This is a genomic window from Streptomyces sp. NPDC058045 (assembly GCF_042885635.1).
Classification (GTDB): Bacteria; Actinomycetota; Actinomycetes; order Streptomycetales; family Streptomycetaceae; genus Streptomyces.
This window is the reverse complement of sequence record NZ_JBHVRR010000001.1, coordinates 58,078-84,320: the sequence shown is the minus strand read 5'-3', so window position 1 is coordinate 84,320 and position 26,243 is coordinate 58,078. Positions and strand designations below refer to the sequence as shown.

Here is a 26,243-nt window from a genome sequence, read left to right as displayed (position 1 = left end):
GGGGCGGGCGCGGAGGGGGGCGGGGGCGTGGACGGCGCAACGGGCGGGCGGTGCACGGTACTTGACGCGGGGTAGCGGAGCCCCGAAGAATGTCCCGGCGTTCTGACAACGTTGTCCACCGTCCTCCCGGAGGTCAGCCACCATGAGATGGATCCGGCGCCGCGCAGGGGGCTTCTCCCCGCGCGCCGCGGCGGCGGTGTCGGCCGCGGCCCTGCTCTGCGGCGCCCTCGTCGCGCCCGCCGCCCAGGCCGCCCCGCCCCCCGACACCCGCCTCACCGACCTGGTCAACCCCTTCATCGGCACCGAGAACGAGGGCAACACCTACCCGGGCGCGGCGGTGCCCTTCGGCATGGTGCAGCTCTCCCCGGACACCGGCCACAACACCGGCTACGACCACGCCGAGAACCACATCCGCGGCTTCTCCGCGGTGCACATCTCCGGCGTCGGCTGCGGACTCGGCGGCGACCTGCCCGTCCTGCCCACCACCGGCGACATCACGGAGACCGACTACGCTCGCTACGCTGCCGAGTTCAGCCACGACACCGAGGAGGCGCACCCCGGCTACTACGGCGTCACCCTCGACAGCGGCATCCGCGCTGAACTCACCGCCACCGCCCGTACCGGGGTGCAGCGCTACACCTTCCCCGCCACCGGCAAGGCCAACGTCCTGCTCAACGCGGGCCAGTCGCTGCACAAGACGGTCGCCACCGATGTGGAGGTGCTGGACAGCCGTACCGTGCGCACCACCATCACCGGCCGCGGCTTCTGCCAGGACACCGAGCCGTACACCCTGCACACCGTCACCCGCTTCGACCGGCCCTTCGACTCCGCCGGCACCTGGAAGGGCGGCACCGTCACCCCCGGCGCCACCCGCTCCACCGCCGGCGGTGAACGCAACGGCGCCTATGTCCGCTTCGACACCACGAAGGACCGCACCGTCGAGGCGACCACCGCCATCTCCTACGTGGACGCGCCCGGTGCGCAGCGCAACCTCCGTGCGGAGGGCGGGAGTTCCTTCGACCGCACCCGGCGGGACGCGGACACCGCCTGGCAGGACCGGCTGGACGACGTACGGGTGCGGGGCGGCAGCGAGACCCAGCGCCGCACCTTCTACTCCTCGCTCTACCGGGCCCTGCTCGCGCCCAACATCGGCAGCGACGTGGACGGCCGCTACACCGGCTGGGACCAGAAGGTGCACCGCGCCGTCTCCTCCGACGGCCGCTTCACCTACTACCAGAACTGGTCCCTGTGGGACACCTACCGCACCCAGACCCAACTGCTCGCTCTCCTCGCCCCGCGTGAGGCGCGGGACATGGCGCTGTCCGTGCTGCGGATCGACCAGGACAGCGGCTGGCTGCCCAAGTGGGGCTACGGCACCGTCGAGACCAACATCATGACCGGCGACCCGGTCACTCCCTTCCTCACCAACGCCTACCGGCAGGGCCTGCTCAAGGGCCACGAGGAGGAGGCGTACCGGGCGCTGAAGAAGAACGCCGACGGGGTGCCGCCGGCCGGTTCGCCCGCCGTGGGCCGCGAGGCCAACAAGGAGTATCTGGCCGACGGGTTCGCCCCGTATCTCAAGGGCCGTCCCCATGCCAAGCCCGGCGACTCCGACTACGACCACGGGCCCTCCGCCACCCTGGAGTACGCCCTGTCCGACGCGATGCTCGCCGAGATGGCGCGCGGCCTCGGCCATGACGCGGACGCCCGGCGCTATGCGGAACGGGCCCAGAACTACCGCAGGATCTTCGACCCGGACACCGGTTTCTTCCGCGCCCGGGACGGCTCCGGTGCCTTCGCCGGCCCCGCCGACCCGGCCAAGAGCGAGGGCTTCCACGAGGGCACCGCCTGGCAGTACCAGTGGCTGGTGCCGCAGGACCTGCCCGGCATGGTCGGCCTCATCGGCGGCACCGACGCCGCCAACGAGCGCCTGGACTCCTTCTTCGCCTACGACCGGCTCCTGGCCGACCCGGAGAAGACGGCCCGCGAGGTGTGGGTCAACGGGCCGTACGACTACTACAACGCGGACAAGTACAACCCGCAGAACGAACCCGACCTGATCGCGCCGTACACCTATCTGTCCACCGGGCAGCCGTGGAAGACGACCGACGTGGTGCACGCCGCGCTCACCCTCTTCACGGACAGTCCCACCGGCATGACCGGCAACGACGACCTGGGCACCATGTCCGCCTGGCAGGTGCTCTCCTCGATCGGGATCTTCCCGGTCCAGCCGGGCACCGACACCTGGGGCCTGTCCACGCCGCTCTTCGACCGGGTCGACCTCACCCTGGACCGGCGCTACTACCCCGAGGGCCGGCTCACCGTACGGGCCGAGGGCAGCTCCGGCACCGACCGCTATGTGCAGTCCGCCCGCACCGACGGCCGCGACCTGGACCGCACCTACCTCACCACCGGTGAGCTGCGGCACATCCGGGAACTGGCGTTCACCGTCGGCGCCGAACCGTCCCGCTGGGGCACGGGGGCCGGCGCCGCACCCCCGGCGCTGAACTGACCTTGGCCAGGCGCCGGGCCGTCAGCGGATGCGGCCCGGCGCCGCGCGGTCCCCATGGGAGTGCCGTCAACCGGCATTTTGCCGCCGGGGAGCGCTTCAGTATCCTCCTGAGCTGGTGGGACGGGCCCACCACCGGGCGATCCGCGCCGCGCCTCGGGCCCGAGGCGACGAGGAACACCACGCGATGACCGTGACAGAAGGCACCCGGCCGGCCCCGGAGCCCCAGGAGCCCGACGGGTACGGGCCGGGCATCGACCCCGAGCGGCTCGCCGTCTGCCTCAGTGTGCTGGCGGAGCTGGACCGGCTGGAGGTCGACCACCCCGACGCCGTCGCCGTACGCCGCGCCACCTCCGGCATCTACCGCACCGTCAAGCAGCGCCGCCGCCAGGAGCGCCGGGCCGCCAAGACCGCGCACGACAAGGCCGTCACCGAGGCCACCGCCACCGGCTCCGCCGAGCGCATCGACGACGAGACACAGGGCGTGCTGCCCTCCGGCACCGCCCGCGGTGAGATCGCCGGCATCCTCCGGCGCCCCCGCTCCTGCTACGTCTGCAAGACCCGCTACGCCGAAGTCGACGCCTTCTACCACCAGTTGTGCCAGAACTGCGCGGCCGAGAACCGCGCCCGCCGCGACGCCCGCACCGACCTCACCGGCCGCCGGGCCCTGCTCACCGGCGGCCGCGCCAAGATCGGCATGTACATCGCGCTCCGGCTGCTGCGGGACGGCGCCCACACCACCGTCACCACCCGCTTCCCCGCCGACGCGGTACGCCGTTTCAAGGCCATGCCGGACAGCGCCGACTGGATAGACCGGCTGAAGATCGTCGGTATCGATCTGCGGGACCCGGCGCAGGTCGTCGCGCTCTGCGACTCGGTGAGCGCCCAGGGGCCGCTGGACATCCTCATCAACAACGCGGCCCAGACGGTGCGCCGTTCACCCGACGCCTACCGGGAGCTGGTCGCGGGGGAGTCGGCCCCGCCGCCGCCCGGCGAACTGCCCGCCGCCGAGACCATCGGCACCTTCGGCTCGGGCGCGGTGGCGGCCCTGCCGGAGGCCCGCGGCGGTGGGCTGTCCGCGCAGGACGTCACCGAACTCGCCCTGGTCTCCGGCTCGGCGGCCCCCGCCCGGATCGCGGCCGGCACCGCCATCGACGCCGGTGGCCTGGTACCGGATCTGCACGACTGCAACAGCTGGATCCAGACCGTCGAGGAAGTCGACCCGGTGGAGCTGCTGGAGGTCCAACTCTGCAACTCCACCGCCCCGTTCATCCTGATCAGCCGCCTCCGCCCGGCGCTCGCCGCGGCCGCCGCCGCGCACGGCCGCGGCTATGTGGTCAACGTCTCCGCGATGGAGGGCGTCTTCGACCGCGGCTACAAGGGCGCCGGCCACCCGCACACCAATATGGCCAAGGCCGCGCTGAACATGCTGACCCGCACCAGCGCCCAGGAGATGTACGAGAAGGACCGCGTCCTGATGACGGCGGTGGACACCGGCTGGATCACCGACGAGCGCCCGCACCCGGACAAGATGCGCCTCGCGGACGCCGGGTTCCACGCCCCGCTGGACCTCGTCGACGGAGCGGCCCGCGTCTACGACCCGATCGTCCGCGGCGAGAGCGGCGAGGACCTCTACGGGGTCTTCCTCAAGGACTACGCACCGGGCCGCTGGTAGCCGCACCGCCTTCGCGTTCCGGGTGTTCCGGGACGTTCCCCGCTCCGTATCGGGCGCTGGATTTGCGTCACTGTTGCCGCCGTCACATTCGCGGCCACCAGCCCGGAGCAGAACGGGACCATCGGGGGCGAGGTGGGCGCGGGGAGCCGGGCGTGCGGCATGGAGCAAGTGGTTCCGTGCCGGGGAGGGGTCGCTTCCGGCGTCCGGGACGCGCGTCGGTGCCCGGGTCGGTGGCCGGATCCGTGCGGGACATCTGCGAACAACCGGGTGGAACCACCTCGGGTTGTCGACCCTATCGAGCAGCGGTCCGCTCAGATGGTTAATCTGTAGTCCGACGGACAGCACACGGGGTCCCACCCATCACCCGTGGGCGGTCCGGGGACAGGTCGGCCACCACGGTCCGTACCCACAGCGAGTCACCGGCGCCACCGCGTCCTGGCTGCCCTCAGCTCAGCTCAGCCCCGCCGGGTCCAGGCCCGGGGAGAAGCCCGGGTGCGTCTGCCCGGGGTCATCCGACACAGAAGGAGTGCGCGGTGCCACCAGAGACGAAGAACCGCGAAGAGAGCCCCGAGGCCCAGCGGGACACCGCAGGCGGTCCGGAACAGCTCGGCAGTCTCGACGTGTGGGCCAGGTCGGCCCCCATCCGCCTCGCCGGCTACGAGGAGGACCTCGCCGAGCCGCACATCCTGCAGGGCGTCGACTGACACGCACGCGCGGTACCCACGGCGGCCCCTGCCGACAGGGGCCGCCGCACTTGCGGCCCCGCAGAAAACGGGCTGAGCGCCGGGCCGCCGCCTGGCAGACTCGCCCCATGCCCATCAGAGAAGCCGCCCCCGGAGACTGGCCCCGTATCTGGCCCTTCTGGCACCGCATCGTCGCGGCGGGTGAGACGTACTCCTGGGACCGGGACACCACGGAAGCCGAGGCCCGCGAGCTGTGGGCCGGGACCGGGCGCCAGGTGTATGTGGCCGAGGAGGGCGGGGTGATCCTCGGCTCGGCCTCGCTCAAGGCCAACTATGGCGGGCCGGCCTCCGGTATCGCCAACGCCGCCTTCATGGTCGACCCCGAGCACACCGGGCGGGGGACCGGCCGCCGCCTCGCCGAGCATGTCCTCGCCGAGGCCCGCGCGCTGGGCTTCCGCGGCATGGTCTTCAACGCCGTCGTCGAGACCAACCCCGCGGTGGCGCTGTGGACTTCACTCGGTTTCACCGTACTCGGCACCGTCCCCGAGGCCTTCGACCACCCCCGCCGAGGGCCGGTCGGCCTGCACATCATGTACCGGGCGCTGTGACGCCTCCGCAGCTACCCGGGCGACGAGGACCCGAGGCGCCCGCACCGTCCGGCCCGCCGCCGCCCGCCGTGCGCTTCGGCGCCAACTACACGCCCAGCCAGGGCTGGTTCCACCACTGGCTCGACTTCGACGTGGACGCCGTCCGGGCCGACCTCGACTCGATCGCCGCGCTCGGCCTCGACCACATCCGGGTCTTCCCGATCTGGCCGTACTTCCAGCCCAACCGCACCCTCATCCGGCCGCGCGCCGTCCGACAACTCGTCCAACTCGTGGACGCCGCCGCCGAGTTCGGGCTCGACGTCAATGTGGACGGGCTCCAGGGGCATCTGTCCAGCTTCGACTTCCTGCCCGCCTGGACCGGCACCTGGCACCGGCGCAACCTCTTCACCGACGAGGACACCGTCACCGCGGAGGCCGCCTATCTGCGCACCCTCGCCGCCGCCCTCGCCGACCGGCCCAATTTCCTCGGGATGACCGTCGGCAACGAGATCAACCAGTTCGCCGCCGGACCGCACCCCGACCCCGACCGCATCACCCCCGGGCAGGCCGAGCGCTGGCTGCGGCGGATGCTCGCCGCCTGCCGCGAGGGCGCCCCCGGCGCCCTGCATCTGCACGCCGAGTACGACGCCACCTGGTACCAGGACGACCAGCCGTTCACCCCCGCCCAGGCCGGCGCCCTCGGGGACCTCACCGCCGTGCACTCCTGGGTGTTCAACGGCACCGCCCAGCGCCACGGCCCCACCGGCACCGCCACCGAGCAGCACGCCGCCTATCTGGTGGAACTGTCGAAGGCCTGGGCCGAGGACCCGCACCGCCCGGTCTGGCTCCAGGAGGTCGGCGCACCCGCACCACACATCCCCGCCGCCCGCGCCGCCGCCTTCACCGAGGCCACCGTCGAGGCCGCGCTGGACTGCCCGGATCTGTGGGGCGTCACCTGGTGGTGCTCCCACGATGTGCCGCGTGAACTGGCCGACTTCCCCGAACTGGAGTACAGCCTCGGCCTGTTGACCAGTGACCGCGCCCCGAAACCCGCCGGGCGCGCACTGGCCCGCCGGATCGGGGAGTGGCGCCGCACCCCGCCCGCGCCCGCACCCCGCAGCACCGCCCTGGTGGTCGACGCCGGGGACCCGGTCACCGCGCCGCACCGCTCGGTCTGCGCGCCCGGCGGGCCGGTCTTCGAGGCCTTCGCCCGCCTCACCGCCGACGGCGCCCGCCCCACCACCGTCCTCGCCACCCGCACCGCGGACCGCCCACACCTCGCCGCCCGCGGCATCACCGAACTGGTCCACCCCGCGGACGTCCGCTGAACACCTACCCCTCCAGTCTCGTCGGCGGCAGATACTCCCGTACGTAGGTGCGGTGCCAGCAGTCGCCGGTGGTGCGCAGTTCGGCGGGGGTGGTGAAGCGGTAGCGGTAGAGGCGGGCCCGTACATAGCGGGGTGGGTGCTCGGGTGGGAACGGGGAGTGGCGGAGGAGGCGCAGGGTGTCGCGGTCGCCCTCCAGCAGCCGTTCCACGAACGCCCCGAACCAGGGCGCGGCATAGGCGGGGGAGAGTGCCGCGAACCACATCAGCCAGTCCAGCCGCAGATGGTACGGCGCGAACTGCCGTGGCCAGCGCCGCACTTGGCCCGGTTTCCCGCGGAACTCGTACGCCAGCCACCGCCCGTCCGGCCGTGGCTCCGGATCCGCGGTTCCCTCCACCACGACCTCCATCCGCACCCGGCTGACGCTGCCGAAGGCGCCGTAGGTGTTGACCAGGTGCAGCGGGTCGAAGGAGCGGTTCATCACCTGGCGGCGGGAGATCATATTGCGGGCCGGACGGTAGCCGAGCAGCAGCAGGCCCGCCGCGACCACCAACACCAGCACCTCGTACCAGAGGGGGGCGGCCGGCTGGGGGCGGGTGCCGGTGAAGGGGGTGAGGTCGAGGGCGCCGGCGGCGAGGAGGATGGCGAGCCAGTTCAGCCAGGCGAAGTTCCCCGACAGGACCAGCCACACCTGGGTGACGATCATCAGCGCGGCGGCCGCGCTCGCCACCGGCTGCGGGGTGAACAGCAGTACCGGCACGAGGAGTTGGGTGACATGGTTGGCGGCGGTCTCCACCCGGTGCAGGGGCTTCGGCAGGTGGTGGAAGAACCAGCTCAGCGGGCCAGGCATGGGCTGCGTCTCATGGTGGAAGTCCAGACAGGTCAGCTTCCGCCAGCACGGGTCGCCGCGCAGCTTGATCAGCCCCGCTCCGAACTCCAGCCGGAACAGCACCCACCGCGTCAGGAACAGCACCACCACCGGCGGCCCCACCCGGTCGTTGCCCAGCAGCACCGCCAGGAACCCGGTCTCCAGCAGCAGCGACTCCCAGCCGAAGCCGTACCAGGTCTGGCCCACGTTCACCACCGACAGATACAGCGCCCACGGCACCAGCCACAGCAGCATCGCGCCCCACAGCGGCAGCAGCCCGTCCGCCCCCGCCAGCAGCGCCGCGGACACCGCGGCCCCCGCCCACGCGCACCCGGCGAAGAAGCGGTCCGAGTAGTGCAGCCGGAACAGGCTGGGCGCCGACCGGGCCGGCACCCGGGCGGTGAACCGGCGCACCGGGAGCATCCCGCGGCTGCCGATCAGCGCCCGGAACTGGAGCGCCGCCGCGATGAACGCCACCAGGTAGACCGCGGCCAGACCCCGCTGGAAGACCAGCCGGGCCGGCCAGTACTCGGGCGCCGTGAACCACTCCACCCCTCCATTGTGGCGTCGCCGCGCCAAGCCTTCGCCTCGCCGGGGTCCGGGTGGCGGTGGCACCCTGGAGCCATGCCGGAGCTACCCGAGGTCGAGGCGCTGGCGGACTTCCTCCGCGACCAGCTCACGGGGCAGACCGTGGCCGCCGTCCTGCCCGTCGCCGTCAGCGTCCTCAAGACATACGAGCCGCCGCCGGACGCGCTGCGCGGGCGGACCGTGACCGGGGTCCGGCGGCACGGCAAGTTCCTCGACGTGGACACCGGCGGGCTGCACCTGGTGACGCATCTGGCCCGCGCCGGGTGGCTCCAGTGGCGCGACCGGCTGCCCGACGGACCACCCCGCCCCGGCCGCGGCCCGCTCGCCCTCCGCGTCGCCCTGGAGACCGGCGCCGGATTCGACCTCACCGAGGCCGGCACCCAGAAACGTCTCGCCGTGTACCTGGTGGACCACCCCGGGCAGGTCCCCGGCATCGCCCGCCTCGGCCCCGACCCGCTCGCCGACGACTTCGGCGAGGAACAGCTCGCCGCCCTCCTCACCGGTGAACGCCGCCGCCTCAAGGGCGCCCTGCGCGACCAGAGCCTGATCGCCGGAATCGGCAACGCCTACAGCGACGAGATCCTGCACGCCGCCCGCATGTCCCCGTACAAACCGGCCGGTTCGCTCACCGCCGAGGAGCTGCACACCCTGTACGAGGCGCTGCGGGGCACGCTCACCGAGGCCGTGGAGCGCTCCCGCGGGGTGGCCGCCGGGCGGCTGAAGGCGGCGAAGCGCAGCGGGATGCGGGTACACGGGCGGGCCGGGGAACCCTGCCCGGTGTGCGGGGACACCGTGCGCGAGGTGTCCTTCAGCGACTCCGCGCTCCAGTACTGCCCGACCTGCCAGACCGGCGGCCGCCCGCTCGCCGACCGCCGCCTGTCCCGCCTGCTCAAGTAGCCCCGCACCCACGGCAGTCGGCGCCCGCACCGGATCGACCCCGCGGCCCGGCGCCCTCTACACTCCGCGACATGCTGCGCGTACTGGCCGTCGACGACGAGGAACCCGCGCTCGCCGAACTCCTCTACCTGCTCCGCGCCGACCCGCGGGTACGGCACGCGGAGGGCGCCACCGACGCCACCGAGGCACTGCGCCGCCTGGGCCGGGCCGTGGACGCCGGGGCGGGCGGCGAGGACACCTTCGACGTGCTCTTCCTCGACATCCGGATGCCCGGACTGAGCGGGCTCGACGTGGCCCGGCTGCTGGCCGGTTTCGCCCGGCCGCCGCTGGTCGTCTTCGTCACCGCCCACGAGGACTTCGCCGTCGAGGCCTTCGACCTGAAGGCCGTGGACTACGTACTGAAACCGGTACGCCGGGAGCGGCTCGCCGAGGCCGTCCGCCGCGCCGACGCCCAACTCGCCGCCGCCCGCGCCGCGGAGCCGGTCCCCGTCGACCACGGCGACTGCATCACCGTCGAACTCGGCGGCGTCACCAGGCTGGTGCCCGTCGCCGACATCAACTACGTGGAGGCGCAAGGCGATTACGCCCGGCTGCACACCGGTGACGGCAGCCACCTGGTGCGGATTCCGCTGTCCACCCTGGAGGAGCGCTGGCAGCCGCACGGTTTCGTCCGCATCCACCGCAGCCACCTCGTCGCCCTGCACCGCATCGACGAACTCCGGCTGGACGGCGGGGGGATGAGCGTCGCAGTCGGCGGCACCCTGCTCACCGTGAGCCGCCGCCACGCCAGCCGGGTCCGCGAACTGCTGCTCCGCCGCCCCGCGCCCTGACCTGTCCTTCCCTCCGCCGGGCCGCGCTGTCTAGACTCCACGCCGTGTCCGCCAGCACCGATCCCGCCCCCCGCCGAGAACGGGTCACCGGCGAGCCGCGCCATGTGCACCGCGCCCCCCACCACCGCACCCAGTGGGAGATCGAGGAGCAGACCACCCTCGGTGCCGCCTATGTGAGCGCCCTGATGCGCAGTCAACTCCGGGCCGGAATAGCGGTGTTCGCCGCGCTGGCGCTGCCGGTGCTCACCCTGCCGCTGTTCTTCGCCGCGCTCGGTGACCCGGTGGTGGTCTGGCTCGTCCTCGGCTTCGGCTGCTACCCGCCGTTCGTCGCCCTCGCCTGGTGGTATGTGCGCCGCGCCGAACGCAACGAGCGGGACTTCGCCCGGCTGGTCCACGGCACCGACCGGAACGGGGCCCCGTGAACGAGGCCTACGCCGTCACGGCCGTCGCCTTCGTGGTCCTCGCCACCGTCCTCATAGGCGGCTTCGGTCTGCGCATCTCCCGCACCACCTCCGACTTCTACGTCGCCTCCCGCACCGTGGGCCCCGCCCTCAACGCGGCCGCCATCAGCGGCGAATACCTCTCCGCGGCCTCCTTCCTCGGCGTCGCCGGACTGCTGCTGGTGCACGGCCCCGACATGCTCTGGTACCCGGTCGGCTACACCGCGGGCTATCTGGTGCTGCTGGTCCTGGTGGCCGCCCCGCTGCGCCGTTCCGGGGCCTACACCCTGCCCGACTTCGCCGAGGGACGGCTGGAGTCGGTGGCCGTGCGCCGCCTGGTCAGCGTCTTCGTGGTGGGCGCCGGATGGCTCTACCTGGTGCCCCAACTCCAGGGCGCGGGGCTCACGTTGACCATCGTCAGCGGAGCGCCCCGCTGGCTCGGCAGCGTCCTGGTGGCGGCCGTGGTGGTCCTCGCCGTCGCCGCCGGCGGGATGCGCTCCATCACCTTCGTGCAGGCCTTCCAGTACTGGCTGAAACTGACCGCGCTCCTGGTGCCCGCCTTCTTCCTGCTGCTCGTCTGGTACCGCGACGGCGGCAGCGCCCCGCCCTCCTTCGGCGACTGGACGTCCGGCGGCACCGGCACCGCCCAGCCCCTCGCCGCCAGCCGCGCCGAACACCCGCTGTACGCCACCTACGGACTGATCGCCGCCACCCTCCTCGGCACCATGGGCCTCCCGCATGTCGTGGTCCGCTTCTACACCAGCCCCAACGGCCGCGCCGCCCGCCGCACCACCGTGGTGGTGCTCGCCCTGATCGGCCTGTTCTACCTGCTGCCGCCGCTCTACGGCTGGCTCGGCCGCGTCTACGCCCCCGACCTCACCGGCGACTCCCTCGCCGACGCGGACGCGGTGGTACTGCTGCTCCCGGGCCGCGCCCTCGGCGGCCTCGGCGGGGAACTGCTCGGGGCGCTGGTCGCGGGCGGCGCCTTCGCCGCGTTCCTCTCCACCGCCTCCGGACTCACCGTGGCGGTCGCCGGAGTCCTCGGCCAGGACGTCCTCCCGGCCCGCGGGATACGGCACTTCAGGCTGGCGGCGCCGCTGGCGATCCTGGTGCCGCTGGGCGGGGCGCTGCTGGTGAGCGGGGTGCCGGTGGCGGACGCCGTCGGGATGGCGTTCGCGGTGTCCGCGTCCTCGTTCTGCCCGCTGCTGGTGCTCGGCATCTGGTGGCGGCGGCTGACCCCGCCGGGGGTGGTGGCCGGGCTGCTGCTGGGCGGCGGTTCGGCGCTGGTGGCGGTGACGGTGACGGTGGCCGGGCTGGTGTCCGGCGGCTGGCTGCACTCCCTGCTGGCGTGGCCCGCGGTGTGGTCGGTGCCGGTCGGCTTCCTCGCCATGGTGCTGGGCTCGCTGGCCACCCCGGGCAGCGTCCCGCGGCACACCAGCGCCACCATGACCCGGCTGCATCTCCCGGAGGCGCTCGGCGTGCGGCAGACCGCGACCGCGTCCCGCCGGCAGCAGCGGCGCCGTACCGCGCCGGGCGGGGAGGGCACCCGGTGAGCGGCGCCGGCACCGCCGCCCTGCTGGCCCTGTGCCCCGTACTGCTGGCGGCCGGCTTCTGGGTCGGCCGCCGTACCGCGCATCCGGGCGGGCGCAGCGATGTGGGCTCGCCGGTGGAGCGCGCCACCTTCGAGACCCTGCACACCGCCTCACTGGCCGCGCCGGCGCTGCGGGCCGGACTCACCGAGGAGACCGCGGGCCGTGCGGTACGCGGGCTGCGCACCCTGCTCGGCACGGAGGCGCTCTGTGTCACCGACCGGTCCGCGGTGCTCGCCTGGGACGGCCGGGGCGAGCACCACGGGCGGCATGTGATGGCGAAGCTGGGCGGGCTGCTCGACACCGGGCGCTCCGCGGCCTTCGACTGCGGCTGCGGCGGCGAGGACTGCCCGCTGCGGTGGGCGGTGGCGGCGCCGGTGGTGGTGGACGGGCGGGTGCTGGGGGCGCTGGTGGCGTACGCGATGCGGGACTTCGCGGTGCTGGCGCGGGCGGCGGACGAGGTGGCGCGCTGGGTGTCGGTGCAGTTGGAGCTGGCCGATCTGGACCGGTCCAGGACGCAGGTGATCGAGGCGGAGATCAAGGCGCTGCGGGCGCAGATCTCCCCGCACTTCATCTTCAACTCGCTGGCGGCGATCGCCTCCTTCGTCCGTACCGACCCGGAGCGGGCCCGTGAACTCCTCCTGGAATTCGCCGACTTCACCCGCTACTCGTTCGGGCGCCGCGGCGACTTCACCACGCTCGCCGACGAGTTGCACTCCATCGACCAGTATCTGGCGCTGGTGCGGGCCCGGTTCGGGGAGCGGCTCGCGGTGACGTTGCAGATCGCGCCGGAGGTGCTGCCGGTGTCGCTGCCCTTCCTCTGCCTCCAGCCGCTGGTGGAGAACGCGGTGAAGCACGGTCTGGAGGGCGCGTCGACCCGTTCCACCATCGAGATCAGCGCGCGGGACGCGGGCGCCGAGGCGGAGGTGGTGATCGAGGACGACGGGGTGGGCATGGACCCGGAGCGGCTGCGGGGCATCCTGCGCGGCGAGGGCGGCCCCTCGGACGGCTCCTCCGGGCTCGGCCTGTGCAATGTGGACGAGCGGCTGCGGCAGGTCTTCGGTGACGACTACGGGCTCGTCATCGACACCGGCATCGACGCCGGCACCCGGATCACCGTACGCATCCCCAAGTACCGTGCCGGGGTGCACCCTTCACCGGCGACGGGGGAGGACTGACCCGCCGCCGGACCCGTTCCGGAGCACCCGGTGCACGGTGTGTGTCAGAAGAGGTGAATGGCGAGGTGGCCCAGCGGCAGGCCCAACTGCCAGGCGGGCGTCCACACTTGGGGCGCGTCCTCCTCGTCGGGCACCGCGCCGCCCGGTGCGGCGTCCAGATCGGGGGCGAGCAACTCGGTCTCCTGCAACCAGCGCCAGGCCTCCGCGGCCAGCAGCAGATCGGGCGCCGGGCGCCCGCTCGCCGCCGCCTCACCGGCGATCTCGTCCATCCGCTGGGCGACCCAGTCCCGCCACGGCCGGTCGGCGGCGGTCAGCGACAGCCAGTTGTCGAGCTGCGTCACGACGCGGATGCCGGACAACTCCCCGTTGATGTCGGAGAGATAGATGGTCAGGGCCAGCGCGTCCCGCCCGGCCCGGTACTCGAACGAGGTGGGCGGCATCAGATCGCCGGTGCGCAGCACCTCGTCGGCTATGTACTCCGCGTAGAGCCACGCCATCGGCACGGTGAGCCCGCCGTCGGCGCCCTCCCTGCTCTTGCGTCCAGGGTGCTGCATCTCGTCCCGCCTTCCTCCGGTCCCGCCTCGCGCGAGTCCGGCGTGCCTCTGTGCTCTGTGGAACACGGATGAGGACAGCCGATTACGTCACGGCGGCACTGGCAAGGCGCTTTACGGAGCTTTGACCGGGCGTCCGGTTTCACCGCAGGTCGGGTGCGTATCCCGGGAGGGCGTGGCGCAGTGCGCGCAGCGCGTAGTACGCGCGGGACTTCACGGTACCGGGCGGGATGCCGAGGGCCCGGGCCGCCTGCGCCACACTGGCCCCGCGGAAGTACACCTGCACCAGGACGGCGCGGTGTTCGGGGGTGAGAGTCATCACCGCGGCCCGGACGTCGATGCCGGCGGCGGAGCGTTCCGCGTGGTCGGCGCAGACCCGGGTGTGCTCCAGAGCCGCGGTGTCGCCGACCTCGGCGGGCCGCGCCTGCCGCGCCCGCCGGGCGTCGATCGCCAGCCGCCGCCCGACGGTGAACAGCCAGGGCCTCACCGAGGTGCAGCCCGCGGGACCCGGGCCGTCCAGTACCTCGGGATGCTGCCAGGCCCGGACGAAGGTCTCCTGGAGCAGGTCCTCGGCGCGCTGCCGGTCCCCGTCGCTGAGCCGCAGCAGCAGCGCGAACAGCGGCCCCGCGTGCTCCCGTTGCAACTCGGCCAGCGCCGCGGCGGGCAGTGTCCGCCGCGGCGCTGAGCGGTGGCCGAGCGCCGGTCGGCGGCCCGGGGTGAAGCCCGTCCGTCCCGTTGCCGGCTCGCGTTTCCCGGTGCCGGCCGCCGCGGTGATGGTCGTCATGCGCGTATGGCAGCGCAGTCCCCGGGGTGCGGACAGCAGTGGGGCGGGGGTGTGCGGCGGGCGGTCGATGCGGTCGGTGAGCGGTGCGGTGAGCGGTAGCGGCGGGCGGCGGACGGGCCGCGCCCGTTGAGGGGACGGCGCCGGTATTGCTCCTTGACTCCCGATTTGTCGTATTAGCGGATTGATCGGAGAGACCGCCTACCCGGGAGAGCCGAGCGATGCCGCAGCAACCCGAACCCGTCAGACCCCTCAGCCCCACCAGATCCCTCAGACCTCACAGACACCCCGTCAGACCCGCCGCCGCAGCCGCCCTCGCCGCCCTGCTCCTCGCGGCCGCCGCCACCGCCTGCACCCCCGGCCCCCGCTCCGGCGCCGACCCCGGCACCCCGCACCCCGACCGCACCACCGCCGCCGGAGCCCGCCCGCAGGCCCGCGGCTTCACCCTCGTCGCCAGCGGAGACGTCCTGCCGCACGACTCGATCATCGCCGACGCCCGCCGCGACTCCGGCGGCACCGGCTACGACTTCGCCCCGATGCTGTCCGGCGTCAAACCGGTCGTCTCCCGCGCCGACCTCGCCCTCTGCCATATGGAGACCGTCTACGGCGCCGCCGGCGACTACAGCGGCTACCCCAGTTTCAAGTCCCCGCCCGAAGTGGCCCGCGCCCTGCGCGACACCGGCTACGACTCCTGCTCCACCGCCTCCAACCACACCCTGGACGACGGCGCCGCCGGCATCACCCGCACCCTCGACGCCCTGGACCGGGCCGGCGTCCGCCACGCGGGCACCGCCCGCAGCGCCGAAGAGGCCCGCGGCACCGGCTTTCTGCGCGCCGGCACCGCCCGGGTCGCCCACCTCTCCTACACCTACGGCACCAACGACATCCCCGTCCCGCAGGGCGCCCCCTGGTCGGTGAACCTCCTCGACCCGGGCCGCATCATCGGCGACGCCCGCGCCGCCCGCCGCGCCGGGGCGGACGTGGTCCTGGTCTCCGTGCACTGGGGCACCGAGTGGCAAGACGCCCCGGACGCACAGCAGTTGAGGCTCGCCGGGCAGCTCACCGCGGCCCGCAGCCACGGCCGCCCCGACATCGACCTGCTCCTCGGCACCCACGCCCACATCCCGCAGGCGTACGAGAAGGTCAACGGCACCTGGGTCGTCTACGGCATGGGTGACCAGATCGCCGGCGACATGGTCAACGACCGGAACGAGCACGACCCCCGCGGCAACCAGGGCAGCATCGCCCGCTTCACCTTCGCCCCGCCCACCGAGCGCGGCGCCCGATGGCGGGTCACCAAGGCCGAGTTCATCCCCCAGTGGTTCGACACCGCCTCCGGCCGCGTGGTCGACCTCAACCGCGCCATCGGCAACGGCAACACCTTCCTCACCCCGGTACGGGACCGCATCCGCTCCATCGTCCTCAGCCGGGGAGCCGCCAAGTACGGCCTGAGAATGGGGAGTTGAGACGGCGGTGTGCTCAGCCCCGCGGCGGCCCGTCCTTCGTCCGCTGCGGCTGCCGGGCCAGCTCCGAACGGTGGTAGGAGTAGCCGAAGTACACCGCGAGGCCGATCACGAACCACACCGCGAACCGCAGCCAGGTCTCCCACTTCAGGAAGGTGATCAGCCAGATCGAGAACACCACCCCGACCGCCGGCACCACCGGCATCCCCGGTGTGCGGAAGGCGCGCGGCAGATCGGGGCGGCGGTAGCGGAGCACGATCACCGCCACACACACCACCACGAACGCCAACAGGATGCCGATATTGGTGAGTTCGGCGGCCTCACCGATCGGAATGAACCCGGCGATCACCGCCGAGGCCGCCCCCACGATCCACGTCACCCGGGTCGGCACATGCCGCGTCGGATGCGTCTTGGCGAACCACTTCGGCAGCAGCCCGTCCCGGCTCATCGAGAACCACACCCGGGTCACCCCCAGCATGAAGGTGAACATCACGGTGAGGATGCCGATGATGGCGCCCACCGCGATCACATCCGCCAGCGAACCAAGACCCACCGACTTGAACGCGGTGGAGAACCCGCTCTCCTTGTCGATGTGCCGGTAGTCCTGCATACCCGTCAGCACCAGGCAGGCCAGTACGTACAGCACCATGGCGATGATCAGCGAGTAGACGATCGCCTTCGGCATGTGCTTCTGCGCGTCCTTCGACTCCTCCGCCGCGGTGCTCATCGCGTCATAGCCGAAGACGGCGAAGAACACCGTGGCCGCACCCGTGAACGCACCGCCCACCCCGTACGGGAAGAACGGATGGTAGTTGCCGGTGTTGATGTGGAAGAAACCCACCCCGATGACCACCAGCACCACCAGCACCTTGAGACCGACCACCACCGTCTCGAAACGCGCCGCGTTCTTGATGCCGAGATTCAGGAGATACGCGATCAGCAGGCAGAGCGCCGCCGCGAACAGATCCACCCGGTGACCGTCGCCGGTACCGGGCGCACCCAGCATCCAGTGCGGCAGCGAAGCCCCCATGTCCTCGATGAGGAAGCTGAAGTACCCGGAGATCCCGATGGCGACCACCGCCACGATCGCGGTGTACTCCAGCAGCAGATCCCACCCGATGAACCAGCCCGCCAACTCCCCGAGCACCGCGTACCCGTAGGTGTACGCCGACCCCGCCTTCGGGATCAGCCCCGCGAACTCCGCGTACGACAGGGCCGCCGCCGCACTCGCCACACCGGCGATCAGGAACGACACCAACACCGCGGGCCCGGCAGTGCCGTTGGCCACTGTGCCGGCCAGGGTGAAGATGCCGGCGCCGATGATGCCGCCCACCCCGATCGCGGTGAGCTGCCACAACCCCAGTGTCCTGGTGAGCCGTTCGCCCTCGGCCGCGTCGGTGTCGGCGGTTATCTGGTCGATGGGCTTGCGGCGCAGAACGCCCTCGCCCATACGCAGTCGGGCCATGGGCCACACCCCTTCGTGGACGGCGTCGGCTGACGGCCGGTCATGATGTCCCAGCATCACCCGAGAGGGAAGGGATCGCACCCGGTGCCCGGAAGGCGGCGATCAGGGAACGACGGTAACCGGCCAGCGCCCCGCCTTCACCAGCCGCACCGCCACCGACCCCACGATGCGGTGTCCCGCCTGCTCCGAGGCCCCCACCACCACGGCGTCCGCGGTCAGTTCGTCCGCCGCGGCCACCAGCCCGTTGTACGGATCACCGCGGAAGGTGTGGAACTCCCAGCGCACCGCGAAGATGTCCTTCACCCGCTCCGCCGCCGCGCGGATGTCCGAGATCAGACCCTCCGCGATCTCGTCGGAGGTGTCCGCGACCGGCACCCCGAGCGCCGCCCCCGCCGTCAGCACCGGCTGCACGTAGACCACCGCCAGCAGCGCCCGCTGCCGCCGGGCCAGACCGCCGGCGTACGCGGCGGCCCGCAGCGAGGAGTCGGAGCCGTCGACACCGACGACGATCACCTTCGGCCCGTCGGTGCCGCGTTCGAACCGGGTGGACTGCTGATCGGTCACAGCCGCGAGGCTAGCGGAACCTCCAGCTCAAGACACCCCGCCCCCGATCACCCCGCCTCGCTCACCGCGCGTCGACCATCCGCGCGAACACCACCACATTGCCGTCGTAGCCGTTCTGCTTCGTGAAACCGCCGCCGCAGGTGATCACCCGCAGCTCGGCCCGCCCGGTGTTCCGGTACACGCGGTTGCCGGGGAAGTCCGACTTGCTGAAGACCTCCACCCCGTACACCTCGAACACCGCGGTCTTGCCGTCCTTGCGGCGGACCTCGACCCGGTTGCCCTTCTTCAGCGCGCCCAGACCGTAGAAGACGGCCGGGCCCTGCTCGTTGTCGACATGGCCGTCGACGACGGCGGTGCCCTTCTCGCCGGGGGAGACGGCGCCGGTGAACCAGCCCGCCAGATTGGGGTTCTCCGGCGGCGGCGCCCCCACCCAGCCGTCCGAGTCCAGCCCCACCGGTGTCACCGGCGAGTCCACCTGGATCGCCGGAATCCGCACCCGGTCCGCCATCGAGTACGGCAGCGCCGCCGTCTTGGCGGTCACCCCCGACGGAGTGCCGGAGTCGGCCGCCGCGGCCGACGCGGGCTGCGGCGGACCCACGTCGAACTCCCCGGAACCGTTGCGGATCAGAGCGAGGCCGGTCAGCAGGACAAGCGCGAGGACACCCCACGGGGCGCGCTTCTTCTGCGGCTCCTCATCCTCACCGGGCTGCGACGAAGGCATTCCGCCATCCCCTCTCGACAGGGCCTGGACCGCCGTGTGCTGCGCGTACCAGCACGCTAGGCGCCCCGCCCGGCGGCGGCGAACGACCAGGGTCGAACGGGTGGCACCGGACCCGAAGTGCGCCATCCGGGTCGGTACCGGCAGGAAATTTCCGACGGTGCTTGACCTGCGGCGTTCCCGGCCCGCGGCGATCATGCCCGGCGTGTCGTCTCACCGGTACGGACCAGTGCCGACATGCGGCCCCCAGCACCGCAACTGAGGGTCTGTCTCGAAGGCGCTCTCGCCGAACGACCGGGGGACGAATCCCCCGGGGCGCCTTACGCGGAGGATTCCTATGCGTACATATCGAGCCCTGGCGGTCTCGGCCGCCGCGGTCGCGGCCGTCGGACTCGCCGCACCGGCGGCCTCGGCCTGGACCGATCCCACCAACATCACCGTCACGCCCCGAGTCATCGCCCGCGGTGGGCAGTTGACCATCACCGTCGACGGCACGGCCTGCACGATGGACCACAGCTTCGTCAGCTCGAACGCCTTCCCCAAGACCCGGCTGATGCCCAGGGACAGCGTCGGCGGCAAGGCCACGGTGCGGGTGAACCGGGACGCGCGCCCCGGCTCCTACGACGTCACCGTGCGCTGCGGCGAAGGCAAGTCCCTCACCAAGCCGGACGCGTTCACCGTCATCCACGGCGGTGTGCAGGGCGGCCTCGGCGGCTCCAGCACCGTCGGCGCCACCCCGAGCGACATGGCGATCGGCGGCGGACTGGTCGGCGCCGCGCTGCTCGGCGGCGGTGTCTTCTGGATGCGTCGCCGCGCGGAGAGCCGGGCCTGAACAGCCCTTCCGTACAACGGAGTTGACACCACCGCGCCCCGGCCCCCGTAGCGACAAAGGGGGCCGGGGCACGGTGGTGTGTCCGGCGTGGCACGGGGAGCACCGGGCGGGCCTACGCGGCGTCCTCGCCGTCCCGGCGGCGTGTCTTGAGGTAGGCGGTGCCGAGGGCGCCGCCGATGAGAAGGGTGCCGAGGCCGATCTCCCGCAGATTGAGCCCGCCGAGACTGCCGCCGACTCCGGCGTGCACCCCGTGCTGCTGCTCGTGCGGCTGCCGGTGACCGTCGTCGCGGCCTCCGTCATGGCCCCTGTCGTGACCTCCGTCGTGGCCCCCGTCATGCCCTCCGTCGTGGCCGCCGGTGATGGTCAGGTCCACGGAACGGGTCGGGCCGCGGTCGCAAGCGAACATCACCGCGTACACCGCACCGCGTTTGGCGTCCCAGTCGACGGTGGCGGTGGTGGTGTTCTGGTGGCGGCGGATGACCACGGTGTCGAAGACCCCGGAGGACACCTTGGTGTCGCCCTTGCACCCGCGGGCGGAGAGCGTCACCTGCCCGCCCGGGGCGATGGTCGTGGGGGTGACGGAGACGTCGAAGCGGTCGTTGCCCTGGGCGGACGCCGCGGCCACACACCCCGAGGTGAGGGCGCGAGGGAGCCGGCACTCAGCAGAGCGGCGGCGGCCACGCGTATCGCGCGCATGTGAACCTCCAGGTCCCTGAGATGCTTTCGCGGAACTCTTCCGCGGGGGACGGGCCAGCACCTCATGCCGGGAACGCTAGGGAGGCGCGCCGCACACCGCGCGCGGTGTCGCGCGAACGGGTCAAAGCGGTGCGCCGGCCGGGCGACCGGACGCCGCTGCCGGGGTCACCCCAGGTGCGGGAAGAGCGAGGTGAAGGGCTCGCTGGAGGCCGCGAGCCCGCGGGCGAACGGCGTGTCCAGATCCCAGATCAGAAACAGCAGGAACGCGATCAGCGCCGAGAACAGCCCGGACAGCAGCAACTCGCGCCCGGTACGCCGGATCTGCAAGGTGAACACCATGCCGATGGTGACCGCCGCACCGGTCAGCAGCCCGAACCACACCACCCCCGGCATGGTGGCGCCCGCCGCGTCGGCACGGGCGCCGCGCATCTCGTCGGCCACCGCGACCTGGTCCAGCAGCGGCTGATACGCCTCGGCCTGGAAGTCGGTGCGCGGCCGGTAGTCGGTCACCCGGTGCCGGACCCGGGCCAGCAGGGCGCCGCCGCGGTCGGTGAGCGTGCCCTGCTCCGCCATCGCCGGCCACTCGCGGTGCACCACCTGTCCGACATAGGTGTTGACGTCGGCGCGGATACCGTCACGGACGGCGGGTGGATAGACCCGGACCCGTTCCTGGATCTCATGCAGGGCCTGGGCCTCCGCGCGGACGTCGTCCTGGGCGGCCGCGCGTGCCTCCCACACCCCGGCGATCGCCAGACCCAGCACGATCGCGTACACCACGCCGATCATCATCGTCATGTACTCGATGACGTCCGGAGTCTCGCTGGGGTCTTCGTCCTCGCCGATACGGCGCTGTCTGAGCACCGTCACCGCCAGGACGACGGCACAGGCGGCGGCCATGGCGAGGGCGAGAACAAGCCATTCCGACAAGGGAACCTCCGGTCGATCGGTCAGCGGGGGCGGAGTGCGGCCACGGCGAGGATCGCGGGCGCGGCGATCAGCAGGGTCAGGGTGACCAGTGAGGCCCGGCCGTGGGTGGCCCGCCGGTGGTGGTGGGGCCGGTAGCGGGGATAGGCGACGGCGGCCGGCGCGGGGCGGGCACTGGGGGAGCGGCTCGGCGAGGGGGAAGAGGGGGAAGGGGAGGGCGTCGGGTCCGGTGAAGGTGCCGGGGCGCGGGGCGGCGGCGGTGGTGGTGGCGCGGGGCGGGGTGCGGCCGGTGGCGCGGGCTGGGCAGGTGGGGCGGGTGGTGCCGGGGGTTTCGGGGTTTTCGGGGGTTTCGGGGCGGGAGGTTCGGGTGGCGGGGGCTCAGGGGTGGGTGCGGGAGGCGGCTTCGGGTGGGGAGGGGTGGGACGGGGCGGACGGGGAGGCGGCGGCGTACTGCACAGACCGCCGTCCCCGGACACCGCCACCACCACGCCGACCGAGAAGGAGTCCCCGATCTCGGCGTACGCGCAGGCGTCGGCCACCGCGGGCTGGGGTGCCGTGGCGGCCGGTCCCGCCAGGGCCAGCAGCGTCAGCAACGCCCCGGCCCCGAGGGCGCGTACGGTCCGGGTCCGTGGCGGTGGGTGGGGCGGCGGGTGAGCTGAACTGCCTTTGGGGAGTGGGTGGTTGGGCGCGGGTGCGGTGGTGGGGAGGAGGGGCGGCTGCGGGATCACGACGGGGAGTCTGGTCGGCGCGGGGCGCGGTCAAGCCACGGCGGCCCGCGAATGCTCCGATCGTGCGGAACGGGCGCACCCGGGTTTGGCGCCCGCGCCCCCGCCGTCCCTCACACCCGCGCCCCCCGATAGCCACCCGTCAGTCGGGCGCGGGTAACGTCGTCCGGGCCGCCCCGAGTTGGGCCTGACGGACCTTCGACGTCCGGTCCGGTTCACCGCTGTTCCGGGGGCGTCCGGTGGCCCGCGGTGGGCTCCGGCGTCGCCAACTGGTGGGGAACCGACCGGTGTTCAAAGGCTTCGACGGGCTTTCAGGCGGTTTGGAACACGTCAACGGAGGGCATTTGCCGCTGGCAGTGACCGAGAACGGACCGCCAATTTCCGTTTGGGGTCGCTCTGTTGGCAGGCGATCAGTAGCCTCTGGTCGAACACCGGAGCCAAAGCCTTGGAGGCTTGGATGGAGCGGCCCGCCTGGGCCCCGCAGAGCATCGACATCACGGTGCCCAGCGTGTCCCGCATCTACGACTACTACCTGGGCGGTTCGCACAACTTCGAGGTCGACCGGGAGACCGCCCGCAAGGCCATGGAGTTCATGCCGGGCCTCCCGAAGGTCATGCAGGCCAACCGGGCGGTCATGCGGCGCGCGGTCCGGTACGCGGTGGACGAGGGCATCGACCAGTTCCTCGACATCGGCTCCGGCATCCCCACCTTCGGCAATGTGCACCAGATCGCGCAGGAGGCCAGACCCGGCGCCCGCGTCGTCTACGTCGACCACGACCCGGTGGCCGTGGCGCACAGCCAGGCCGTGCTGGAGGGCAACCCCGACGCCGGTGTCGTCGGCGCCGACCTGCGCCGACCGCAGTGCCTGCTGGCCTCCGAGGAGGTGACCCGGCTGCTGGACCTGAAGCGCCCGGTCGCGCTGCTGCTGATCGCCGTCCTGCACTTCGTCGCGGACGCCGACGACCCGCACCGGGCGGTCGCGGAGCTCACGGAGGCGCTGGCGCCCGGCAGCCTCCTCATCGTCACGCACGCCTCCTATGAGGGCATTCCGGTGTCGGCGGAGCAGGCCGCGGGCACCGTGGACGTCTACGAGGACATCCGCAATCCGCTGATCATGCGCTCGCCCGACGAGATCGCGCGGTTCTTCGAGGGATACGAGATGGTGGAGCCCGGTCTGGTGCCGATCCCGCTCTGGCGGCCGCAGACCGCGCCCGAGGACGAGGACCCGTTCGCCTACTCCGGGTTCGTCGGCGTCGGGCGCAAACCGTGAGTACGGAACAGGACGGCCCGCAGGACAGACTGCGGCGGTTCGCCACGATCTGGAGCCGCGCCATCTTCCCGGTCACCGCGACCTCGCTGACCCGGCCCGAGTTCGAGCAGCAACTGCTGCCGCTGGCAGGCCTGTTGCGCGACGCCCTGCTCGCCCGCAGCTTCGACGCGGAGGCCGGCCGGCGTACCGGCGCGGCCCTGATCGAGGTGCACTGCACCGACCCGGAGGCGCTCAGCCGCACCCTGGACGTGGTCGACGCCTATCTGGTGCTGTACTGCGGCGGGGACGGCCCCGGCGAGGACCTCAGAGCCCGCTCGGCCCGGATCCAGCACGCGGTGGCCGCCGGTTTCGCGGAGGCGCTGCGGGAGCGGACCCGTGCCGAGCAGGAGGCGATATCGAGGGCCGCGCTGGACGCCCGCAGTGCCGTCGCCAAGGCACTGCACGCCAGCGAGGCCCGCTTCCGCGCGGTCTTCGAGGAGGCCGCCATCGGCATCAGCATCGCCGACCTGGACGGCACCGTACTGGAGTCCAACGAGGCGCTGGTGCGGATGTTCGGCGGCCCGGAGAACCTCGTCCGCGGCACCAACGTCGCCCAGTGGACCCACCCCGAGGACGCCCCGCAGGTATGGCGCCTCTACGAGGAACTGGTACGCGGCCAGCGCGAGCACTACCGCACCGAGAAGGCCTTCCACCGGCCCGACGGCACCGTCCTGTGGACCAATCTGACGGTCTCCCTGCTGCGCGACGCCGACGGCGAACCCCGCTACCAACTGGCCCTCATGGAGGACACCACCGAGCGCCGCCTGCTCAACCTCCGGCTGCGCTACGAGGCCACCCACGACGCGCTCACCGGGCTCCCCAACCGCACCCTCTTCTTCGAACGCCTGGAGAAGATCCTGGCCGCGGGCGAGGACAAGCGCTTCGGCCTCTGCTATCTGGACCTGGACGGCTTCAAGACCATCAACGACAGCCTCGGCCACGCGGCCGGCGACCGGCTGCTGGTGGAGGTCGCCGACCGGCTCCAGTCCTGCGCCACCGCCCCCGGCGAGATGGTGGCCCGGCTCGGCGGCGACGAGTTCGTGGCGCTCACCACCGCCGGCGACACCCGTACCGAGGTCGACGAACTCGCCGCCCGCATCATGGGAGTTCTGGGTTCGCCGCTGCGGATCGAGGGGCGGGAGCTGACCGTGCGCGGCAGCATCGGCATAGTGGAGGGACCGGCCGGGGAACGCAGTCCGGCGGAGGTGCTGCGCAGCGCCGACATCACCATGTACCGGGCCAAGTCGGCCGGCGGCAACCGCTATGAGCTGGCCGATCCGGAAGCCGACGCCCGCGCCATCACCCGGCACGGACTCACCACCGCGCTGCCCGCCGCACTGGACCGCGGTGAGTTCTTCATCGAGTACCAGCCGCTGGTGCACCTCGGGGACGGCAGTGTGCGGGGGGCGGAGGCGCTGGTGCGGTGGGCGCATCCGCAGCACGGGGTGCTCGGCCCCGACCGGTTCATCCCGCTCGCCGAACACACCGGCCTGATCGTGCCGTTGGGCCGCTGGGTGCTCGCCGAGTCGGTCCGGCAGGCCCGCCGCTGGCAGGAACGCCACGCGGACGCCGGGGAGTTGCGCATCAACGTCAATCTGTCGCCGTGCCAGCTCACCCACCCGGCGCTGGTCGCGGAGACGGTGGACATCCTGGAGGAGTCGGGGCTGCCGCCGTCCGCGCTCTGTCTGGAGGTCACCGAGTCCGCGCTGATCGGCGCCGACGACGACCTGCTGAAGCCGCTGTGCCGGCTCGCCGAGATGGGCGTCGACATCGCCCTGGACGACTTCGGCACCGGCTACTCCAACCTCGCCAATCTGCGCCGACTCCCGGTCCGCGTACTGAAGTTGGACCGCTCCTTCACCCAGGGAATGCAGCAGTACCCCGCCGACCCGGTCGACCTGAAGATCGTCGAGGGCATCGTGTCGCTGGCGCACAGCCTCGATCTGTCGGTGACGGTGGAGGGCGTGGAGACCGGGGCGCAGGCCGCGCAACTGCGCCGGCTGGGCTGCGACACGGCGCAGGGCTGGTACTACGCGCGTCCCGGCCCGCCGGACAAGCTGCACCAGCTCGCCCTGGCCGACGCCACGAGCTGACCCCGCGCCCGAACCCGCCGGCCGGGGCGGCTCAGCGGTCCAGCAGCATCCGCTGGAGTTCGCGGGCCGCCCTGGGCGGGGCCACATCGCTGCGGTGGGCCAGGGCGATGGTGCGGTGCAGCCCCGGCCGGGCGAGCGGGGTGACCCGCAGCCCGGGCGCGGACCGTACCGCCACCATGTGCGGCACCACCGCCACCCCGAGCCCGGCCCGTACGAAGCCGAGGACCGCGTCCATCTCGCCGCCCTCCACCGCGAAGTCCGGCTCGAAGCCCTCCGCGCGGCAGGCGGCGACGGTCAGTTCGCGCAGGTCGTAGCCGTGCCGGAACATCACCAGGCGCTCGCCGGCCAGGTCCTTGATACGGACCGGGCGGTCGGCGCCGCCGCGGCCCGGCGCGGGGGAGTGCGGCGAGGACACCACCACCAGCTTCTCCCGCAGCAGCTCCACCGTGGTCAGCGCGGGGGACGGGGTGGGCAGCGGCAGCACCACCAGCGCCAGATCGAGCGCACCGCGGGCCAACTCCCGTACCAGATCGTGCGAACCGCCCTCCTCGATCAGGAGCCGGATGCCCGGATAGCGGTCGTGGAAGGCGCGCAGTACGTCGGGGAGGAGGCCGGTGCAGAGGCTGGGGGTGGCGCCCAACCGGACCCGGCCGCGCCGCAGTTGCGCCAGCTCCTGCACCTCCTGGCGTGCGGTGTCCGCGTCGGCGAGGATCCGGCGGGCCAGCGGAAGCAGGGCCTCCCCGGCGTCGGTGAGCGTGATGTTGCCCCGGGCCCGGCGGAAGAGTTCGGCGCCCAACTCGTGCTCCAGCGACCTGATCTGCTGGGACAGGCTGGGCTGCGCGACATGGACCAGCTCGGCGGCGCGGGTGAAGTGCCGGGTCTCGGCGACCGCCACAAAGTACTGGAGCTGCTGGAACTGCATGGGGCCAGCGTAGACGCCCGATAGGCAAAAG

23 protein-coding genes are annotated in these 26,243 nt (G+C 72.6%); 14 read left to right on the top strand and 9 right to left on the bottom strand.

The features are described from left to right. Window positions 1–142: 142 nt before the first annotated feature. From ACFVST_RS00420 to ACFVST_RS00400, 5 genes are all read left to right on the top strand, one after another. Entirely contained in the window at window positions 143–2,512 is a 2,370-nt protein-coding gene (locus ACFVST_RS00420) for a GH92 family glycosyl hydrolase (protein ID WP_390145313.1), read from the top strand. A gap of 184 nt (window positions 2,513–2,696) precedes the next feature. Next, window positions 2,697–4,184, top strand: coding sequence for an SDR family NAD(P)-dependent oxidoreductase (locus tag ACFVST_RS00415; protein ID WP_390145311.1), 1,488 nt, complete (start codon window positions 2,697–2,699; stop codon window positions 4,182–4,184). Between the two features lie 533 nt (window positions 4,185–4,717). Then, window positions 4,718–4,888 (top strand): hypothetical protein, encoded by a 171-nt coding sequence (locus tag ACFVST_RS00410; protein ID WP_390145309.1) that lies wholly within the window; start codon window positions 4,718–4,720, stop codon window positions 4,886–4,888. Window positions 4,889–4,995: 107 nt separating this feature from the next. Next, window positions 4,996–5,475, top strand: coding sequence for a GNAT family N-acetyltransferase (locus tag ACFVST_RS00405; RefSeq protein WP_390145307.1), 480 nt, complete (start codon window positions 4,996–4,998; stop codon window positions 5,473–5,475). 68 nt (window positions 5,476–5,543) lie between these two features. Further along, complete coding sequence (locus ACFVST_RS00400; protein ID WP_390145706.1) at window positions 5,544–6,782, top strand: glycosyl hydrolase; 1,239 nt, start codon at window positions 5,544–5,546, stop codon at window positions 6,780–6,782. Window positions 6,783–6,786: 4 nt separating this feature from the next. Here ACFVST_RS00400 and ACFVST_RS00395 read toward each other — a convergent pair whose 3' ends face one another. Beyond that, window positions 6,787–8,199 carry a lipase maturation factor family protein gene (locus ACFVST_RS00395; RefSeq protein WP_390145305.1) on the bottom strand — a complete coding sequence of 471 codons (1,413 nt, stop codon included), beginning with the start codon at window positions 8,197–8,199 and terminating at the stop codon, window positions 6,787–6,789. A gap of 72 nt (window positions 8,200–8,271) precedes the next feature. Between ACFVST_RS00395 and ACFVST_RS00390 the strand changes: the two genes are divergently transcribed. The 5 genes from ACFVST_RS00390 to ACFVST_RS00370 all read left to right on the top strand — a co-directional run bounded on the left by ACFVST_RS00390 (window position 8,272) and on the right by ACFVST_RS00370 (window position 13,169). After that, entirely contained in the window at window positions 8,272–9,132 is an 861-nt protein-coding gene (locus ACFVST_RS00390) for an Fpg/Nei family DNA glycosylase (RefSeq protein WP_390145303.1), read from the top strand. Between the two features lie 71 nt (window positions 9,133–9,203). Further along, the gene (locus ACFVST_RS00385; protein ID WP_390145301.1) at window positions 9,204–9,962 is read left to right on the top strand and encodes a LytR/AlgR family response regulator transcription factor; all 759 of its coding nucleotides are present in this window, start codon (window positions 9,204–9,206) and stop codon (window positions 9,960–9,962) included. 44 nt (window positions 9,963–10,006) lie between these two features. Next, window positions 10,007–10,384, top strand: a complete 378-nt coding sequence (locus ACFVST_RS00380) for a hypothetical protein (RefSeq protein ID WP_390145299.1) — start codon at window positions 10,007–10,009, stop codon at window positions 10,382–10,384. Then, window positions 10,381–11,955 (top strand): cation acetate symporter, encoded by a 1,575-nt coding sequence (locus ACFVST_RS00375; protein ID WP_390145297.1) that lies wholly within the window; start codon window positions 10,381–10,383, stop codon window positions 11,953–11,955. The genes ACFVST_RS00380 and ACFVST_RS00375 overlap by 4 nt, the downstream gene beginning before the upstream one ends. Then, window positions 11,952–13,169 (top strand): sensor histidine kinase, encoded by a 1,218-nt coding sequence (locus ACFVST_RS00370; RefSeq protein ID WP_390145295.1) that lies wholly within the window; start codon window positions 11,952–11,954, stop codon window positions 13,167–13,169. The genes ACFVST_RS00375 and ACFVST_RS00370 overlap by 4 nt, the downstream gene beginning before the upstream one ends. Window positions 13,170–13,213: 44 nt before the next feature. On the opposite strand, the gene ACFVST_RS00365 is transcribed toward ACFVST_RS00370, so the two are convergent. Beyond that, entirely contained in the window at window positions 13,214–13,723 is a 510-nt protein-coding gene (locus ACFVST_RS00365; RefSeq protein WP_390145293.1) for a hypothetical protein, read from the bottom strand. A 139-nt stretch (window positions 13,724–13,862) separates the two neighbouring features. Continuing rightward, window positions 13,863–14,504: a sigma-70 family RNA polymerase sigma factor gene (locus tag ACFVST_RS00360; protein ID WP_390145291.1), complete on the bottom strand. Its 642-nt coding sequence runs from the start codon at window positions 14,502–14,504 to the stop codon at window positions 13,863–13,865. 218 nt (window positions 14,505–14,722) lie between these two features. On the opposite strand from ACFVST_RS00360, the gene ACFVST_RS00355 reads away from it, so the two are divergent. Next, complete coding sequence (locus ACFVST_RS00355) at window positions 14,723–15,967, top strand: CapA family protein (protein ID WP_390145289.1); 1,245 nt, start codon at window positions 14,723–14,725, stop codon at window positions 15,965–15,967. A gap of 13 nt (window positions 15,968–15,980) precedes the next feature. Here the strand turns inward: ACFVST_RS00355 and ACFVST_RS00350 are convergent, their stop codons facing one another. The 3 genes from ACFVST_RS00350 to ACFVST_RS00340 form a co-directional block, all read right to left on the bottom strand. Beyond that, window positions 15,981–17,429 carry an amino acid permease gene (locus tag ACFVST_RS00350; RefSeq protein ID WP_390145288.1) on the bottom strand — a complete coding sequence of 483 codons (1,449 nt, stop codon included), beginning with the start codon at window positions 17,427–17,429 and terminating at the stop codon, window positions 15,981–15,983. A 102-nt stretch (window positions 17,430–17,531) separates the two neighbouring features. Further along, window positions 17,532–17,993 carry a universal stress protein gene (locus ACFVST_RS00345; RefSeq protein WP_390145286.1) on the bottom strand — a complete coding sequence of 154 codons (462 nt, stop codon included), beginning with the start codon at window positions 17,991–17,993 and terminating at the stop codon, window positions 17,532–17,534. Window positions 17,994–18,054: 61 nt separating this feature from the next. Next, complete coding sequence (locus ACFVST_RS00340) at window positions 18,055–18,714, bottom strand: class F sortase (RefSeq protein ID WP_390145284.1); 660 nt, start codon at window positions 18,712–18,714, stop codon at window positions 18,055–18,057. 334 nt (window positions 18,715–19,048) lie between these two features. Here ACFVST_RS00340 and ACFVST_RS00335 point away from each other — a divergent pair, with 334 nt between their 5' ends. Continuing rightward, window positions 19,049–19,543, top strand: a complete 495-nt coding sequence (locus tag ACFVST_RS00335; protein WP_390145282.1) for a hypothetical protein — start codon at window positions 19,049–19,051, stop codon at window positions 19,541–19,543. 112 nt (window positions 19,544–19,655) lie between these two features. Here ACFVST_RS00335 and ACFVST_RS00330 read toward each other — a convergent pair whose 3' ends face one another. After that, window positions 19,656–20,168: a hypothetical protein gene (locus ACFVST_RS00330; RefSeq protein WP_390145280.1), complete on the bottom strand. Its 513-nt coding sequence runs from the start codon at window positions 20,166–20,168 to the stop codon at window positions 19,656–19,658. 236 nt (window positions 20,169–20,404) lie between these two features. Beyond that, window positions 20,405–21,166 carry a hypothetical protein gene (locus ACFVST_RS00325; RefSeq protein WP_390145278.1) on the bottom strand — a complete coding sequence of 254 codons (762 nt, stop codon included), beginning with the start codon at window positions 21,164–21,166 and terminating at the stop codon, window positions 20,405–20,407. A gap of 1,179 nt (window positions 21,167–22,345) precedes the next feature. On the opposite strand from ACFVST_RS00325, the gene ACFVST_RS00320 reads away from it, so the two are divergent. Continuing rightward, on the top strand, window positions 22,346–23,158 hold the full coding sequence (locus ACFVST_RS00320) for an SAM-dependent methyltransferase (protein ID WP_390145276.1): 813 nt from the start codon (window positions 22,346–22,348) through the stop codon (window positions 23,156–23,158). After that, complete coding sequence (locus tag ACFVST_RS00315; RefSeq protein WP_390145274.1) at window positions 23,155–25,290, top strand: putative bifunctional diguanylate cyclase/phosphodiesterase; 2,136 nt, start codon at window positions 23,155–23,157, stop codon at window positions 25,288–25,290. The genes ACFVST_RS00320 and ACFVST_RS00315 overlap by 4 nt, the downstream gene beginning before the upstream one ends. Before the next feature lie 31 nt (window positions 25,291–25,321). On the opposite strand, the gene ACFVST_RS00310 is transcribed toward ACFVST_RS00315, so the two are convergent. Beyond that, complete coding sequence (locus ACFVST_RS00310) at window positions 25,322–26,212, bottom strand: LysR family transcriptional regulator (RefSeq protein ID WP_390145272.1); 891 nt, start codon at window positions 26,210–26,212, stop codon at window positions 25,322–25,324. Window positions 26,213–26,243: the final 31 nt, after the last annotated feature.